This is a genomic window from Arthrobacter sp. LT660 (assembly GCF_056172845.1).
The window spans coordinates 1,294,810-1,307,969 of record NZ_CM149651.1 but is presented as its reverse complement, the minus strand read 5'-3'; the positions used below and the strand labels follow the sequence as shown (position 1 = coordinate 1,307,969).

Genomic DNA, 13,160 nt, shown 5'->3' with positions numbered 1-13,160 from the left:
CAGCAATGAGCGAGGCAAGCGGGCCATTGAAGGTCCTGGTGCTGGTCAAGCATGTTCCCGACGCGCAGTTCGACAGGCACCTGAGCGGTCCGGGGAACACCACGGACCGCTCCGAGAGCATCCTGTCGGAGCTGGACGAATACGCGATCGAGACGGCACTGCAGCTGACGGAGTCCCGTGGCGGACCGAAGGCCGGAAACACCGTGACGGCGCTGACGATGGGCCCGGAGGCGGCCGTGAGCGCGGTGAAGAAGTCGTTGCAGATGGGCGCCACCGACGGCGTGCACCTGTGCGACCCGGCGCTCGCCGGCTCGGACGCGGCCGCGACCTCGCTCTCCCTGGCCCGCACGGTCGAGCACCTCGGCGGCTTCGACCTCGTGGTCGCCGGCATGTCCTCCACGGAGGGCGAAACGTCCCTGGTGCCGTCCCAGCTTGCGGAACGCCTCTCGCTGCCGCAGTTGACGCTGGTGTCCTCGCTGGAGCTCGCCGCCGACGGCACCCTCGTGGGCCGCCGCGACAACGGAACGGCGACACAGACGGTTCAGACGTCCCTGCCCGCGCTCGTGTCGGTCACCGACCAGTCCGAGGAGCCGCGCTACCCGAACTTCAAGGGCATCATCGGCGCCAAGAAGAAGAAAACGACCGTGCTTTCGCTCGCCGACATCGGGGTTTCCCCGGAAGAGGTCGGCCGCGCGGGGTCCTGGACCGAGGTCGTCACCGCAGATGCCCGGCCGCCACGCCAGGGCGGGACCGTCATCACGGACGAGGGGGACGCCGGCATTCAGCTGGTCGACTTCCTGGCCGCACAGAAACTGCTGTAGGAGCGAGGGGACCAACATGGCCAACATCCTGGTATTCATCGACACGCCCTCGGCTCGCCCGGGCAAGGCGCAGCGCGAGTTGCTGACGATCGCCGCGCGGCTGGGCACGCCCGTCGCCGCCATCGCCGAACCCGCGAACGACGACGCCGTTGCCGCGCTCGGCGCCCTCGGGACGCCCACCGTGTACACGGCCGCGACGAACCTCGACACCGAGCTGGTCGCGGGCAAGGCGTCCTTCGTGGCGGCCGCCGCGCGGGCCTCCGCCGCGCGGGCCGTGCTGTTGCCGAACACCGGCGAGGGCAAGGAGATCGCCGCCCGCGTGGGCATCAAGCTCGGCTCCGGCGTGATCACCGACGTCGTCGACGTCGCGGCCGACCTCACCGCCACCAAGTCGGTTCTCGCCGGCTCCTACACGGTCACGGCCCGTGTGACCCGCGGTGTTCCCGTGCTCACGGTCAAGCCCAACAGCGTGGAACCGGCGGAGGCCGTTGCGGCGCCGGCGGAGCGCGTGGAGCTGGATGCCGGCGCCGCCGGACCGGCCGCCGTGGTCACCGCCACCGAGGCCAAGGCCTCCACCGGCCGCCCGGGACTGCAGGACGCGCGCATCGTCGTGTCCGGCGGGCGCGGGTTGGACGGCGACTTCTCAACCGTGGAGCAGCTGGCCGACGCGCTCGGCGCCGCTGTCGGCGCCTCTCGGGCCGCGACGGACGCCGGGTGGATCGATCATTCGTACCAGGTGGGCCAGACCGGCCAGACGGTCTCCCCGCAGCTCTACATCTGCGCGGGCATCTCCGGAGCGGTCCAGCACAAGGCCGGGATGCAGACCTCGCAGACCATCGTGGCGATCAACAACGACCCGGACGCGCCGATCTTCGAGATCGCCGACTTCGGCATCGTGGGCGACCTGTCCAGCGTGCTGCCGCAGGCCGCCGCCGAAATCCTTCGCCGCAAGGCCTAGGCGTGCCCGTGTTCGACCCGGGGACCCAGCCGATCCGCCGGGTCCTGTGTTTCGCCGCGCACCCGGACGACCTCGACTTCGGGGCGTCCGGGACCGTGGCCGCGTGGACGGCCTCCGGCGTCGACGTCCAGTACTGCATCATGACCGACGGCGACGCCGGCGGGTTCGATCCGGCGCACCGAGAGCGGATCATCGCCACGCGCCGCGAGGAGCAGCGGCTGGCCGCCGGAATCGTCGGGGTCGAGACGGTCCATTTCCTCGGCGAACGCGACGGCTACCTGGAACCGTCCCACGAGGTGCAGCGGAAGGTCGTGGCGCTGATCAGGCGGCTGCGCCCCGACGTCGTGCTGGCCATGCACCCCGAACGGGATTGGGACCGGCTGCAACGTTCGCACCCGGACCACCTCGCGTGCGGCGAGGCCGTGACCCGGGCCGTGTACCCCGCGGCCGAGAACCCCTACGCCTACCCGGAACTCGAGGCAGAGGGTCTGGCCGCGTACAAACTCGGCTGGCTCTGGCTCTATGGTGGACCAGTGTCCCGCGACAACCACTGGGTCGACGTCACGGACACGTTCGCCCAGAAGCTCTCGGCGCTGCGCCAGCACCTGACCCAGCACCCGGACGTGGCCCGGATGGAGGCCTTCGTCGAAACGAACTCGCGCCGCAAGGCGGCCGCCGGCTCGCTGCCGGAGGGGCGGCTGGCCGAGGCCTTCCACACCGTCGCCGTCAACGCGGCGGACACCATCGCGGGGTTCTAGCCCGGTTCCGGCGGGACGCCGACGAAATCCGGCCGGCGGCTACCGCGTGGGCAGATCCACGGTCACCACGGGGTCCGAACTCGGCTTGTCCGAGCCGCCCTCGGGCTCCGACGTCAGGGCCACCCCCTGGACGTCGTCCAGCCCGCGGAATCCGGCCGTGGCCTCGACGCCCTCGACCACCTCCAAGGAGCTGAGGGCGCCCGTCTCCGCGGACACGACCCACAACTGGTACGTGGTTCCCTGCGACGGCGCGGGAAGCCCGGACACGGCGACCGAACCGGCGTCGTTGGAGGGCGAGACCGCGACGGTTGCCATCCCGCCGCCGGGGACTTCCACGGTGCGTTCGGCGCGGTCGGACGCACCGTCGACCTCGGAGGCCATGTCGCGCGGGGCGAGCGCCGAGAACAGGCTGACCACCCCGATGACGGCGACGACGGCGGCCGCGACGAGGAGCATCCACTTGCGCACCGGTGCCGCCCGGCGCTGCGGCCGGTGCTCGGCCACCTCGTCCACCAGATTCAGGCCCAGGTTCTCCTCGGGCTCGTCGTCGAAGTCGCGGGCGTCGGCGGAATCGCTCTGGCGCATGGTCCTCAATCCTTGGTTTTGCGGTGGGGGTGAATCCGGGTCCAGCTTAGGCCAGGGTGGCCGGCGGATCCGTTGGGCGTGCCGGTGGCACGGCTAGTGGGGTTTGGGGGCCGAACCGTCGAAACCGTTCTGCCGCCAGGCCTCGAACAGTGCGATGGAAGCCGCATTCGCCAGGTTCAGCGAGCGGCGGGACGGCTGCATGGGCAGTCGCACCCGCCGCGTCACGCGGGCGTCCGCCTTGACCTCCTCGGGAAGTCCCACGGACTCCGGGCCGAACAACAGGATGTCGCCGGGGCGGTAGGAGATGTCCGTGTACAGCTCTTCGCCGTCGGACGTGAAGGCGAAGACGCGCCCCGGCAGCAGGGCCTCCCAGGCGGAGGCGAGGTCGGCGTGGACGGTGACGTGGGCCAGGTCGTGGTAGTCGAGTCCGGCCCTCCGGAGCTTCGCGTCGCCGAAGTCGAAGCCCAGCGGCTCGACCAGATGCAGCTCCGCCCCCGTCACGGCGGCCAAACGGATGGCGTTGCCGGTGTTGCCGGGGATCTCGGGCGCGAAGAACAGGATGCGAAACACGGTTGCCATCCTATGCCCAGCGGCCGGTGGCCCCGAGGAGGCCGTCCTAGTACATGCCGCCGAGGAGCCGGGCCAGGACGGGCACATCGACGACGTTGGGCGTGGGCCCGGTCCCGAGGAACATCTTCAGCTCGCGCACCAGGTTCGCCGCGTTGACCACGTGCACGCTCGCCGACGACGACGGATCCGCGCCGCGGGCGTAGTCGATCACCGGTTCGTGGAGGTTGCCGTCGGGGGCGTGGATGACCGTCCATCCGGTCACGTTTAGCTCCGGGAAGAGCTCCTGCATCCTGCGCACCGACGGTGCCAGCCGGGGCGGGGTGATCCCCTTGCCGTCGCGCAGCAGGCTCTCGCCGTCCCAGCGGTAGACGCCGCGGGGGAGGAGCATCGAGTCCACGAGGGCCAGCCGGTATCCGGCGAGCACGGCGTGGTCCAGGTGCCCGTTGTCGGCAGGGGAATGCAACCCGTTCACGAGGCGGGCCGCGGGCAGCACCTCGAGCACGTTGCCGGAGAGTAGCTGGACCGTGCGGGCCTCGCGGGCCAGCCGGGCCTGCGCGCCGAAGATGCCGCGCTTGCGCGGCGCGCCGTGGATGCGTTGTGCGGCGACCGCCCGTTCGAGCACGGGCACCGTCCCGGGCTCGAACGCCGGGACGTACCGCGGCGGGGCGGTTGCGGAGGTCTTCTGCGGGGCGGGCCCGGCTGTCGGGGCGGGATCGCCGCGGTAGGAGGCGGCGTCGTCGGACGACGGCCGGCGGTAGGCGGAGGCGCCGCCGTAGCTGCGGTCGTAGGCGGCCCGTGCCGCGGTGTCGGAGAGGGTCTCGTACGCCAGCGACACCAGGCGGAATTCGGCGACGTCGCCGCCGTGGTCGGGGTGCGTGGCGCGCGCCGCCCGCCGGAAGGCGGACTTGACCTCGGCCACGCTGGCGGTCCGGGAGATGCCCAGAACCTCGTAGTGCGTGCGTTCCTGCCCCAACGGCTGCCTTTCGCTTGCGTGGCCACGCGGGTGCCCCGGCTTGGGCCGACCCGCCGAACGAATCCTACCCAAGCCCCGGTATGTGTCGATCCGGGCGTCGTGCCTCCGGGGTTAACGACGCGCCGGCCGGCAACGTTCCGGCCTCAGGCGCGGAGCCCCGGATCCGAGGGCGTGGCGGCGCCCGCCTTGCGGTACTCGAGGAAGAGCGCGCCGTCCTCCTCCAGCAGGACGTTCAGCGACATCCGCCGCGGCGCATGGCCGGACGCGCCGTCGGCGATTCGGCGGGAATCCCCTCCGACCAGCAGCGGGCTGAGCGTCAGGCACAGGCTGTCCACGAGGTCCGCGTCCTGGAAGTCGGCGAACAGCGTGGGCCCGCCCTCGGAATGGATGCACCGGTGTCCGCGACGGAGCAGTTCGGCCGCCGCGAGCCGGGGGTCCACGCGTCCGGAGCCGCAGGGCACGACGTCGGCGACCCGCTCCAGCGCCGCCTTGCGGTCCGCGGGCGCTTCCCCTGCGGTCAGGACGACCGGGCGCACCGGAGCCTCCGTGAAGAACGGCGCCGCTGGATCGAGCCCGAGGCCGGCGGAGACGACGGCGATGCCCGGGTGGGCGGGCATGCCCCGCCGACGCCGCCAGGACTGCCCCGCGGCGTCGACCAATTCGCCCGCGTAGCCTTCCGCGCGGACCGTGCCGGCGCCGACGAGGATCGTGTCCGCATGCCGGCGCAACAGGGCGAAGATCCGCTGGTCCGCGGGCGTGCCGAGTTCCCCGGACGTGCCGTCGTGCGTGGCCGCGCCGTCGAGCGTGGACACGAAGTTGAAACGCGTCCAGATCTCGCCGCCCGGTGGCGGGGCGTAGAGGGCGAGAAGCGCGTCGTCGTCCAGTGGGGCGGAGCCCGGAGTCGGCTGGTGAACCATGGGGCCAACCTAGCCCAAACGCGGGGCGCTTGGCGCCGGGTGGGCCGGATCGTTGAGCTCACCCATGTTGTGCCGGAGGTAGGCGGGCTCACGCCACCCCATGGCCGCCTCGACCAGGCGGACCGCGGAGGCCGCCTCCGGTACGTTGTGCATCCGGATGATCCGCGCCCCGTTGAGCATGCACATGGTGGCGGCCGCGAGGGACCCGGCGAGCCGTTCCGTCTTGGGGAGGTCCAGCGTCTCGCCGATGAAGTCCTTGTTGGAGACCGCCGCGAGCGACGGGTAGCCCAGGGCCGCGATCTCCTCGTACCGCCGGGTGATCTCCAGCGTGTGCCGGGTGTTCTTGTTCAGGTCGTGGCCCGGATCGATGATCAGCCTGTCGGCCGCGACGCCGAGGCCCAGCGCCGCGTCCACCTTCTCCGCGAGGTAGTCGCGGACCTCCGTGACGACGTCCCCGTAGGTCGGTCGCGGGAAGACCGTCCGTGGCGCGGCGAGGGAGTGCGTGAGCACCAGGTGCACGCCGCGTTCGGCGACCACCGAACCCAGCTCCGGGTGGCTCAGGCCCGTGGTGTCGTTGATGACGTCCGCGCCTGCTTCGATGGCTGCGGCGGCGACGCCCGGAAGGAACGTGTCCGCCGAGATCACGACGTCGGAGCGGGAACGGACCGCTTCGATGACCGGAACCACGCGTTCCGCCTCCTCTTCCCAGCCCAGCGCGGGGCCGGGGGCGAACGGGACGCCGCCGATGTCCAGCCAGTCCGCCCCGTCGTCGACCGCCTTCAGGCACGCGCGGACGGCGGCGTCGAGCGCGAAGGTGGCCCCGCCGTCGTAGAAGCTGTCCGGTGTGCGGTTGACGATCGCCATGAGCGCGACCCGGCGCGAAAAGTCGATGGTGCGGTGCGCGAAGTGGTGCACGGGGTGCAACAGTTGCGGCAGGTACATGCTCACGGCGTGGCTCCTTCGGGCGGATTACTCCATTCATACCAGCAGCCGCCGCCAACCGGCGGCCGCTAGGGTGGATGCATGGCATTGGACTTTGCCGGGCCCGGGCCCGGACGCTGGATCGTGGACGCGCTGGCCGGAACGGCGGGGGATCCGCACGCGGGGGACACGGTGGCCGGCCAGGTCCCCGCAGTCTTCGAGGCCTACGCAAGGATCTTCCACCCGGCGCTCGACGGCGACGGCCGCCCCGTGCGATGGGCGGCAATAGCCGAGCGCCGGGGCACGCGGCTCCACGGTGAGGCGCAGTTCGCGTCCGTCTCGGGCCTGGACGAATCCGGGCACCCCTGGGCGGAAGACGCGTGGGAGGGCGATCCGCCCTCCGGCGACGGCCTGCCCCAGCCGGATCTGGCCGCGCTCGCCGGCGTCCTGGCCGGACACACCGAAACGCCCGCGGAGATCTACCTGGCCCTGTGGAACGGATACGCGTTCATCCACGGCGGCGAGGCGATCTCCATCCTCTCCGCGGAGGAAGGCGCGGAAGCGACCGACGGCGATGCGCAGGCGCGCCTGGAACACCACCGGGCGCTGGAGGCGGAGGCCAAGCGGCCCGCCTTCGGCCCCGACGTGCTGGGCGGCCCCCTCCTGGAGTTGGGGCCGGCCGGGTACCGTGCGTTCTTCGTCTTCTCCGGGACCGCCGAAGACCTTGCGCGGCCCCTGTGGAAACGCGGAACGGCCTTCGAGGAGCGGCAGGCGCCGAACCTGGCCTGGCCGGCCGACCACGCCTGGCTGGTGTCGACCGAACTCTACGAGGACAGCACCGTCGTGGGCGGCAGCGCCGCGCTGGTGGCGGCGCTCGCCGAACATCCGGAACTCGAGGTGCGTGCCGTGGAGGCGGGATCGCGGCTCGACGCCGACGGGGACGCCCTTAATCCGAAACCCGAGTTGCCGATGCTGTAGTCCCGGCGGCGCCGCGGGGGACAGTCCGCCGGGAAGACGGCGCCGCCGGTCAGTCGGTAGAATCGGGGGATGCCCACCAACCAGCCCGTCTACGTGGACCATGCCGCGACCACGCCCATGGCGGCGTCCGCGCTCGCCGCGATGACGCGCGAGTTGGGCAGCACCGGCAACCCCTCGTCCCTGCACGGCGCGGGCCGGCGGGCGCACCGGGTGGTCGAGGACGCGCGGGAACGGCTCGCTGCCGCTGCCGGCGCGCACTCCTCGGAGGTGGTCTTCACCTCCGGCGGGACCGAGGCGGACAACCTGGCGATCAAGGGACTTTTCTGGAACCGCTCCGGCGCGGACGGTCGGCGCGTGCGCATCCTGTGCTCCGCCGTCGAACACCACGCGGTCCTGGATACGGTCGAATGGCTCCAGGCGCACGAGGGCGCCGAGGCGGTGTGGCTGCCCGTCGACGGTGAGGGACGCGTCGACGTGGACGTCTTGCGCGCGGAAATCGACCGGGATCCGGCGTCCGTCGCGCTGGTCGCGGTGATGTGGGCCAACAACGAGGTGGGGACCGTGCAACCCATCGACGAGGTCGTGGGCGCGGCGGCCGAGCATGGCATCCCCGTGCATTCCGACGCGGTGCAGGCCTTCACTGCGGTGCCCGTCGACTTCAGGCGCAGCGGCCTGGCGACCATGGCGGTCAGCGGGCACAAGATCGGGGGACCCGTCGGCATCGGTGCGCTGTTCGTGCGCCGCGACGTGGTCCTGACGCCCGTGCAGCACGGCGGCGGGCACGAACGCGCACTGCGTTCGGGAACGCTGAATTCAGCGGCGGCGGCGGCGTTCGCGGAGGCCGCGCGGGGCGCCGCCGCGGAACTCGACACGGAGTCCGAGCGGCTGGCCGGGCTGCGCGACCGGCTGATCGACGGCGTCCTGGCGGCCGTTCCGGAGGCACGGCTCAGCGGCGTCCGGGACCCGGGGCATGCCGGGGCGCGACTCCCGGGAAACGCCCACTTCACGTTCCCCGGGTGCGAGGGCGATTCACTGCTGTTCGTGCTGGATATGCTCGGCGTGGAGTCCTCCACGGGGTCCGCTTGCACGGCCGGGGTCCCGCGCCCGAGCCACGTCCTGTTGGCCATGGGGTTGGAAGAGGCCGTCGCGCGCGGGGCGCAGCGTTTCTCGCTCGGGCATACAACGACGGCGGCGGACGTTGATACCGTGGTGGCCGCCGTGCCCGAGGCATACGCACGGGCCCAACGGGCAGGCATGGCGGCACGACCGAGCAGCATACAAACGGCGGGAACGGGATTTACGGCATGAGGGTATTGGCAGCGATGAGCGGCGGAGTCGACTCCGCGGTGGCGGCGGCGCGCGCCGTTGATGCCGGACACGACGTCGTCGGCGTCCACCTGGCGTTGAGCCGCATGCCGGGCACCCTGCGCACCGGCAGCCGCGGCTGCTGCACGGTGGAGGACTCCAACGACGCGTGGCGCGCGTGCGACGTCCTGGGCATCCCGTACTACGTTTGGGACTTCTCCGAGCGGTTCAAGGAGGACGTCGTCGACGACTTCATCAGCGAGTACGCCGCCGGCCGGACGCCGAATCCCTGCATGCGCTGCAACGAGCGCATCAAGTTCGCCGCCCTGCTGGAGAAGGCGATCGCCCTCGGTTTCGACGCTGTCTGCACCGGGCACTACGCCAAGGTCGTCGAGGACGCGGACGGAAACCGCGAGCTCCACCGCGCCGCGGACTGGGCGAAGGACCAGTCCTACGTGTTGGGCGTACTGACCCACGAGCAGCTCAGGCATTCGCTGTTCCCGCTGGCCGAGACGCCCTCCAAGGCCGAGGTTCGCGCCGAGGCGGAAAGCCGGGGGCTGTCCGTGGCCAACAAGCCGGACAGCCACGACATCTGCTTCATCCCGGACGGGGACACGCGCGGCTGGCTCGAGGAGCGGATCGACCTCAGCGAGGGCGAAATACTCGACCACGAGGGCAATGCGTTGGGGAGCCATCCGGGGGCCAACGCATTCACGGTCGGACAGCGCAAGGGACTCAAGATCGGCCGCCCGGCGGCCGACGGGAAGCCGCGCTTCGTGCTGGAGATCCGGCCCAAGGAGAACCAGGTCATCGTGGGGCCGGAGGCGCTGTTGGAGGTCGACCGGTTGCGCGGCATCAAGGTCAGCTGGGCCGGACTGCCCATCGACGCCGCGGTGTCTGGCGACAGGTTCGAATGCATGGTGCAGGTCCGCGCCCACGCGGACCCCGTCCCGGCCACCGCGGTGGTCGAGGGCGCGGAACTGGTGGTGGACCTCAACGGACCGCTACGCGGAGTGGCGCCGGGACAAACCATGGTCCTCTACCAGGGGACGCGGGTCCTGGGCCAGGCGACGATCGACACCGCGCGCAGTCTGGCGTGGGATCCCGCGGCCGTCTCCTAACGCGGTTCGCGCGCGGGGAACCCCGTTAGACGGATTCGTCGACCACGCCGGTCATGCGGGTGCCGATCTCTTCGTATTCGCAGCGCACGCGGCCTTCCGCGACGGCGGGCAGTTCCCGCGGCGAGTGGTCCGCGCAGTGGACGAAATCGAATTCGGGCCACCATTTCTTGGGCCGCGCCGCCTCCGAATAGCCGCACACCTCACAGGTCAGATGGACCCACACCGGGCGCTTTCCCTGGCGGTTGGCACGCGACTGGACAAGCCACGCGGGCGGTTCCGCCAGAATGGCCGCGAGCTCGTCCTCGCCCAGCCGCGAGGGGATTCCGTGGCGCTGGGCCATTTCCAGCGGTATATCGAGGGCAATGGCCGCGTCGCGTCGAGTCATCATGGCCCTTAACCATAGGCGACGCGCGGCGTCGGGACGTCATGCCCGGCGGCGTAACAGGGGTCGGGACGGTCCGGGGCGGCCACTAGACTTGCAGGCATGAGCGACCAGCTGGAAACGGGCGACGCCGCGGACACCGCCGCCGCCGCGACGCCCGACTACGATCCGTCCGCGAGCTCCCTCCGGGGCGACATCGACCAGGCCGTGATGGAGGAGCTGTTGTCCGTCCGCGGCAGCATCGACAACATCGACGCCACACTCGTGTATTTGCTGGCCGAGCGGTTCAAGGCGACGCAGCGGGTGGGCTACCTCAAGGCCCGACACCAGCTTCCCGCGGCGGATCCCGGCCGGGAGGTCGCGCAGATCGCCCGCCTGCGACGGCTGGCCGAGGAGGCGCAGCTCGATCCCGCATTCGCCGAGAAGTTCCTGAACTTCATCATCAGCGAGGTCATCAGGCACCACCAGGCGATCTCGGAGTCGCATGCGCCGGATCGGGGCGAGGCATCCTGACCGGCGTCCGCGCCACCGCCCACGGGCCCATGCCCGGCGTCGACCCGGTGGAGGCGACGCGGATCGTGCGCGGCGAACTGGGGGAGCCGAACCTTCCGCACCTTGTCCAGCTCCCGGATCGCGGCGTCGGATCGGACGACGTCGGACGCAGCGCGGCCATGCTTGAGGGGCTATACGTCGACGTCCAGCCCTTCGGCTGGAGAATCGTGGATCGTCCGGGACAGGACCACCGACGGGCCGTCTCGGCTCTGTCCACGGACCTCAACGTGCTGGCGGACGTGGTGGGCGCGGAGGAAAACCCCGGGCAGGGCCTCAAGATCCAGATCCGCGGTCCGTTGGCCATGGCCAGGGACCTCTACCTGCACCACGGCGAACGCGCGCTCTCGGATGCGGGCGCACGCCGCGATGTCGCCGAGTCGCTGGCGGCGGGATCCGCCGACCACGTCCGCGACGTCATGAGGACCAGCGGCCGCCGGAAGATCACGGTCGTCATGGAGGAGCCGGGCATCTCGGATGTCCTGAACGGATCGGTCCGGACCGCAAGCGGATACCGGACGCTCCGCTCGGTGCCGCGCAACGAGGTGACGAACGCATGGTCGCTCCTCGTCGAGTCGCTCCGCGGCGCCGGCGCGTCCGCCGTCGTCCTCAAGGCGGAACCGCGCTCCGCTGATGTCAACACCGTGTTCGACGCCGTGGCGGCGGCCGCATCGGATGGCATCTGCCTGCCCATCGGCACCCTGGACGGACGCGCGTGGGAGCGCGCGGCGGGACTCGTCGAATCCGGCGGCCAACTTTGGCTGGGATTGCTGGATCCATCGAAGGAACCGCCCATGGTGGTTCGGGCGGTGGAGCGCATCCTCCGTCCCTGGCGCGAACTCGGCCTCGAGCAGGGAACCCTGGAGACGTTGACACTCTTGCCCACCGGCGGACTGGCCGACGCGAAACCCGCCGCGGTGCGGACGATCCTCACGCGGCTGACGCAGACGGCGGACGCCCTCAACCAGGTGCTCGCGGAGGCTTAGCCACCAAACGGCGCAGCCTTAGCCACCAAACCGCGCAGCCTACAGCCGTCCCGTGGCCTTGAGGCGGATATACGTGTCCGCCAGAGCCGGCGGCAGTTCGAGCGGTCCCGCGTCCACCACCTCGGCGCCGTGGGAACGCAGCTCCTCCTTGAGGGCTTCGCGCTGCTGCAGGGCGCGTTCCGCCGCGGCCGCGCGGTAGACGCCGGGTGCGGAGCCCAGCTCCGCGCGCCGGTGCTCCAGCTCCGGATCCCTGACCGCGGCGATGACCACCACGTGCTGCGCCGTCAACGCGGGCAACACCGGCAGCAGGCCCTCCTCGACGGCCCCCGAGTCCAGCGAGGTCAGCAGCACCACCAGTGAGCGGTGGCTGGAGACCAGGCGAATCTGGCCCGGAATCCGGGACCAGTCGGCCTCGATCAGTTCGGGCTCCAGCGCCGCCATGGCGTCCACCAGCTGGGTCAGCAGGTTTCCCCGGGCCGCCGACTCGACGCGGGCCCGCACGCGGCGGTCGTAGGCCAGGAAATCCACCCGGTCGCCGCCGCGCTCGGCGAGCACCGCCAGCAGCAGGGCCGCCTCGATGCCGGTGTCCAGCCTCGGTTCGTCGGCGATGCGGGCGGCAGATGTCCTGGAGGTGTCCAGCACGATCACGACGCGGCGGTCGCGTTCCGGACGCCACGTCCGCACGACGACGTTCTGCCGCCGCGCGCTCGCCCGCCAGTCGATGGATCGCACGTCGTCCCCCCGCACGTAGTCGCGCAGCGAATCGAACTCGGTGCCGGCCCCGCGGACCTGGATGGCGGCGCGGCCGTCCAGTTCCCGCAGGCGGCGGAGCTTGGAGGGGAGGTGCCGCTTTGCGTGGAAGGGCGGCAGCACGCGTAGCGTGCCCGGGGTCGGGTGCGTGAGTTGGCGCCAGGCCAGCCCCAGCGGTCCCCGGCTGCGGATGGTGGTGTGGTGGACGGACAGGTCGCCGCGGCGCCGCGGCAGCAGCCCGGTCTCGAAGACCCGCCGCTCGCCCGGCGGCAGGACCAGTTCGAAGCGCGCGGGCGCCGCCCCCGCGGACGGCTGCCACCCCTCGCGCACCTGCCCGCGCATCCGGCGTCGTCCGTTGTTCGTCACCAGCAGCCGCGAAGCGGCCGCCTCGCCGAGGCGCACGCTGCGCGGAAGGGAACGCTCGATCGTCACCCGGCGCGGCGACGGCGCCAGCAGCACGTCGGCCAGTGCCAGCGCCGCGAGGCAGCATGCGACCAGCACCACCGTCCCGGACGACGGGAACAGCACCACGGGCACCAGCCCGGCGAGGAAGAGCCAGACGAAACGCGGGGTCAGGGCCACGGTG

The 13,160-nt window shown here is 71.6% G+C and carries 15 protein-coding genes; 8 read left to right on the top strand and 7 right to left on the bottom strand.

What is annotated here, in order from left to right:
- Positions 1-5: 5 nt before the first annotated feature.
- From AC0QSG_RS05975 to AC0QSG_RS05965, 3 genes are read left to right on the top strand one after another with little or no spacing between them, the layout of a single operon-like run.
- A complete protein-coding gene (locus AC0QSG_RS05975) occupies positions 6-821 on the top strand; it encodes an electron transfer flavoprotein subunit beta/FixA family protein (protein ID WP_475376957.1) in 816 nt (271 codons plus the stop codon).
- A gap of 16 nt (positions 822-837) precedes the next feature.
- Positions 838-1,779 carry an electron transfer flavoprotein subunit alpha/FixB family protein gene (locus tag AC0QSG_RS05970; RefSeq protein ID WP_475376956.1) on the top strand — a complete coding sequence of 314 codons (942 nt, stop codon included), beginning with the start codon at positions 838-840 and terminating at the stop codon, positions 1,777-1,779.
- Positions 1,780-1,781: 2 nt separating this feature from the next.
- Positions 1,782-2,537 carry a PIG-L deacetylase family protein gene (locus tag AC0QSG_RS05965; RefSeq protein WP_435726487.1) on the top strand — a complete coding sequence of 252 codons (756 nt, stop codon included), beginning with the start codon at positions 1,782-1,784 and terminating at the stop codon, positions 2,535-2,537.
- A 39-nt stretch (positions 2,538-2,576) separates the two neighbouring features.
- Here the strand turns inward: AC0QSG_RS05965 and AC0QSG_RS05960 are convergent, their stop codons facing one another.
- The 5 genes from AC0QSG_RS05960 to folP form a co-directional block, all read right to left on the bottom strand.
- Positions 2,577-3,122: an anti-sigma factor gene (locus AC0QSG_RS05960; RefSeq protein WP_475376955.1), complete on the bottom strand. Its 546-nt coding sequence runs from the start codon at positions 3,120-3,122 to the stop codon at positions 2,577-2,579.
- 93 nt (positions 3,123-3,215) lie between these two features.
- Positions 3,216-3,692, bottom strand: coding sequence for a tRNA (cytidine(34)-2'-O)-methyltransferase (locus tag AC0QSG_RS05955; protein WP_435726489.1), 477 nt, complete (start codon positions 3,690-3,692; stop codon positions 3,216-3,218).
- 46 nt (positions 3,693-3,738) lie between these two features.
- Positions 3,739-4,665: a J domain-containing protein gene (locus AC0QSG_RS05950; protein WP_475376954.1), complete on the bottom strand. Its 927-nt coding sequence runs from the start codon at positions 4,663-4,665 to the stop codon at positions 3,739-3,741.
- 143 nt (positions 4,666-4,808) lie between these two features.
- Positions 4,809-5,582, bottom strand: coding sequence for a pyrimidine reductase family protein (locus AC0QSG_RS05945; protein WP_475376953.1), 774 nt, complete (start codon positions 5,580-5,582; stop codon positions 4,809-4,811).
- A 9-nt stretch (positions 5,583-5,591) separates the two neighbouring features.
- Complete coding sequence (gene folP, locus AC0QSG_RS05940) at positions 5,592-6,524, bottom strand: dihydropteroate synthase (protein ID WP_435726596.1); 933 nt, start codon at positions 6,522-6,524, stop codon at positions 5,592-5,594.
- Positions 6,525-6,605: 81 nt separating this feature from the next.
- Here folP and AC0QSG_RS05935 point away from each other — a divergent pair, with 81 nt between their 5' ends.
- The 3 genes from AC0QSG_RS05935 to mnmA all read left to right on the top strand — a co-directional run bounded on the left by AC0QSG_RS05935 (position 6,606) and on the right by mnmA (position 9,907).
- Complete coding sequence (locus tag AC0QSG_RS05935; RefSeq protein WP_475376952.1) at positions 6,606-7,481, top strand: hypothetical protein; 876 nt, start codon at positions 6,606-6,608, stop codon at positions 7,479-7,481.
- Positions 7,482-7,550: 69 nt separating this feature from the next.
- Positions 7,551-8,789: a cysteine desulfurase family protein gene (locus AC0QSG_RS05930; RefSeq protein WP_475376951.1), complete on the top strand. Its 1,239-nt coding sequence runs from the start codon at positions 7,551-7,553 to the stop codon at positions 8,787-8,789.
- Complete coding sequence (gene mnmA, locus AC0QSG_RS05925; protein WP_475376950.1) at positions 8,786-9,907, top strand: tRNA 2-thiouridine(34) synthase MnmA; 1,122 nt, start codon at positions 8,786-8,788, stop codon at positions 9,905-9,907. The genes AC0QSG_RS05930 and mnmA overlap by 4 nt, the downstream gene beginning before the upstream one ends.
- 25 nt (positions 9,908-9,932) lie before the next feature.
- Here mnmA and AC0QSG_RS05920 read toward each other — a convergent pair whose 3' ends face one another.
- Complete coding sequence (locus tag AC0QSG_RS05920) at positions 9,933-10,295, bottom strand: hypothetical protein (protein WP_435726495.1); 363 nt, start codon at positions 10,293-10,295, stop codon at positions 9,933-9,935.
- A 96-nt stretch (positions 10,296-10,391) separates the two neighbouring features.
- On the opposite strand from AC0QSG_RS05920, the gene AC0QSG_RS05915 reads away from it, so the two are divergent.
- On the top strand, positions 10,392-10,802 hold the full coding sequence (locus AC0QSG_RS05915) for a chorismate mutase (protein ID WP_435726496.1): 411 nt from the start codon (positions 10,392-10,394) through the stop codon (positions 10,800-10,802).
- Between the two features lie 29 nt (positions 10,803-10,831).
- Entirely contained in the window at positions 10,832-11,824 is a 993-nt protein-coding gene (locus AC0QSG_RS05910; protein WP_475376949.1) for a uroporphyrinogen decarboxylase/cobalamine-independent methonine synthase family protein, read from the top strand.
- A 39-nt stretch (positions 11,825-11,863) separates the two neighbouring features.
- Here the strand turns inward: AC0QSG_RS05910 and AC0QSG_RS05905 are convergent, their stop codons facing one another.
- Positions 11,864-13,156 (bottom strand): DUF58 domain-containing protein, encoded by a 1,293-nt coding sequence (locus AC0QSG_RS05905; protein WP_475376948.1) that lies wholly within the window; start codon positions 13,154-13,156, stop codon positions 11,864-11,866.
- Positions 13,157-13,160 lie beyond the last annotated feature (4 nt).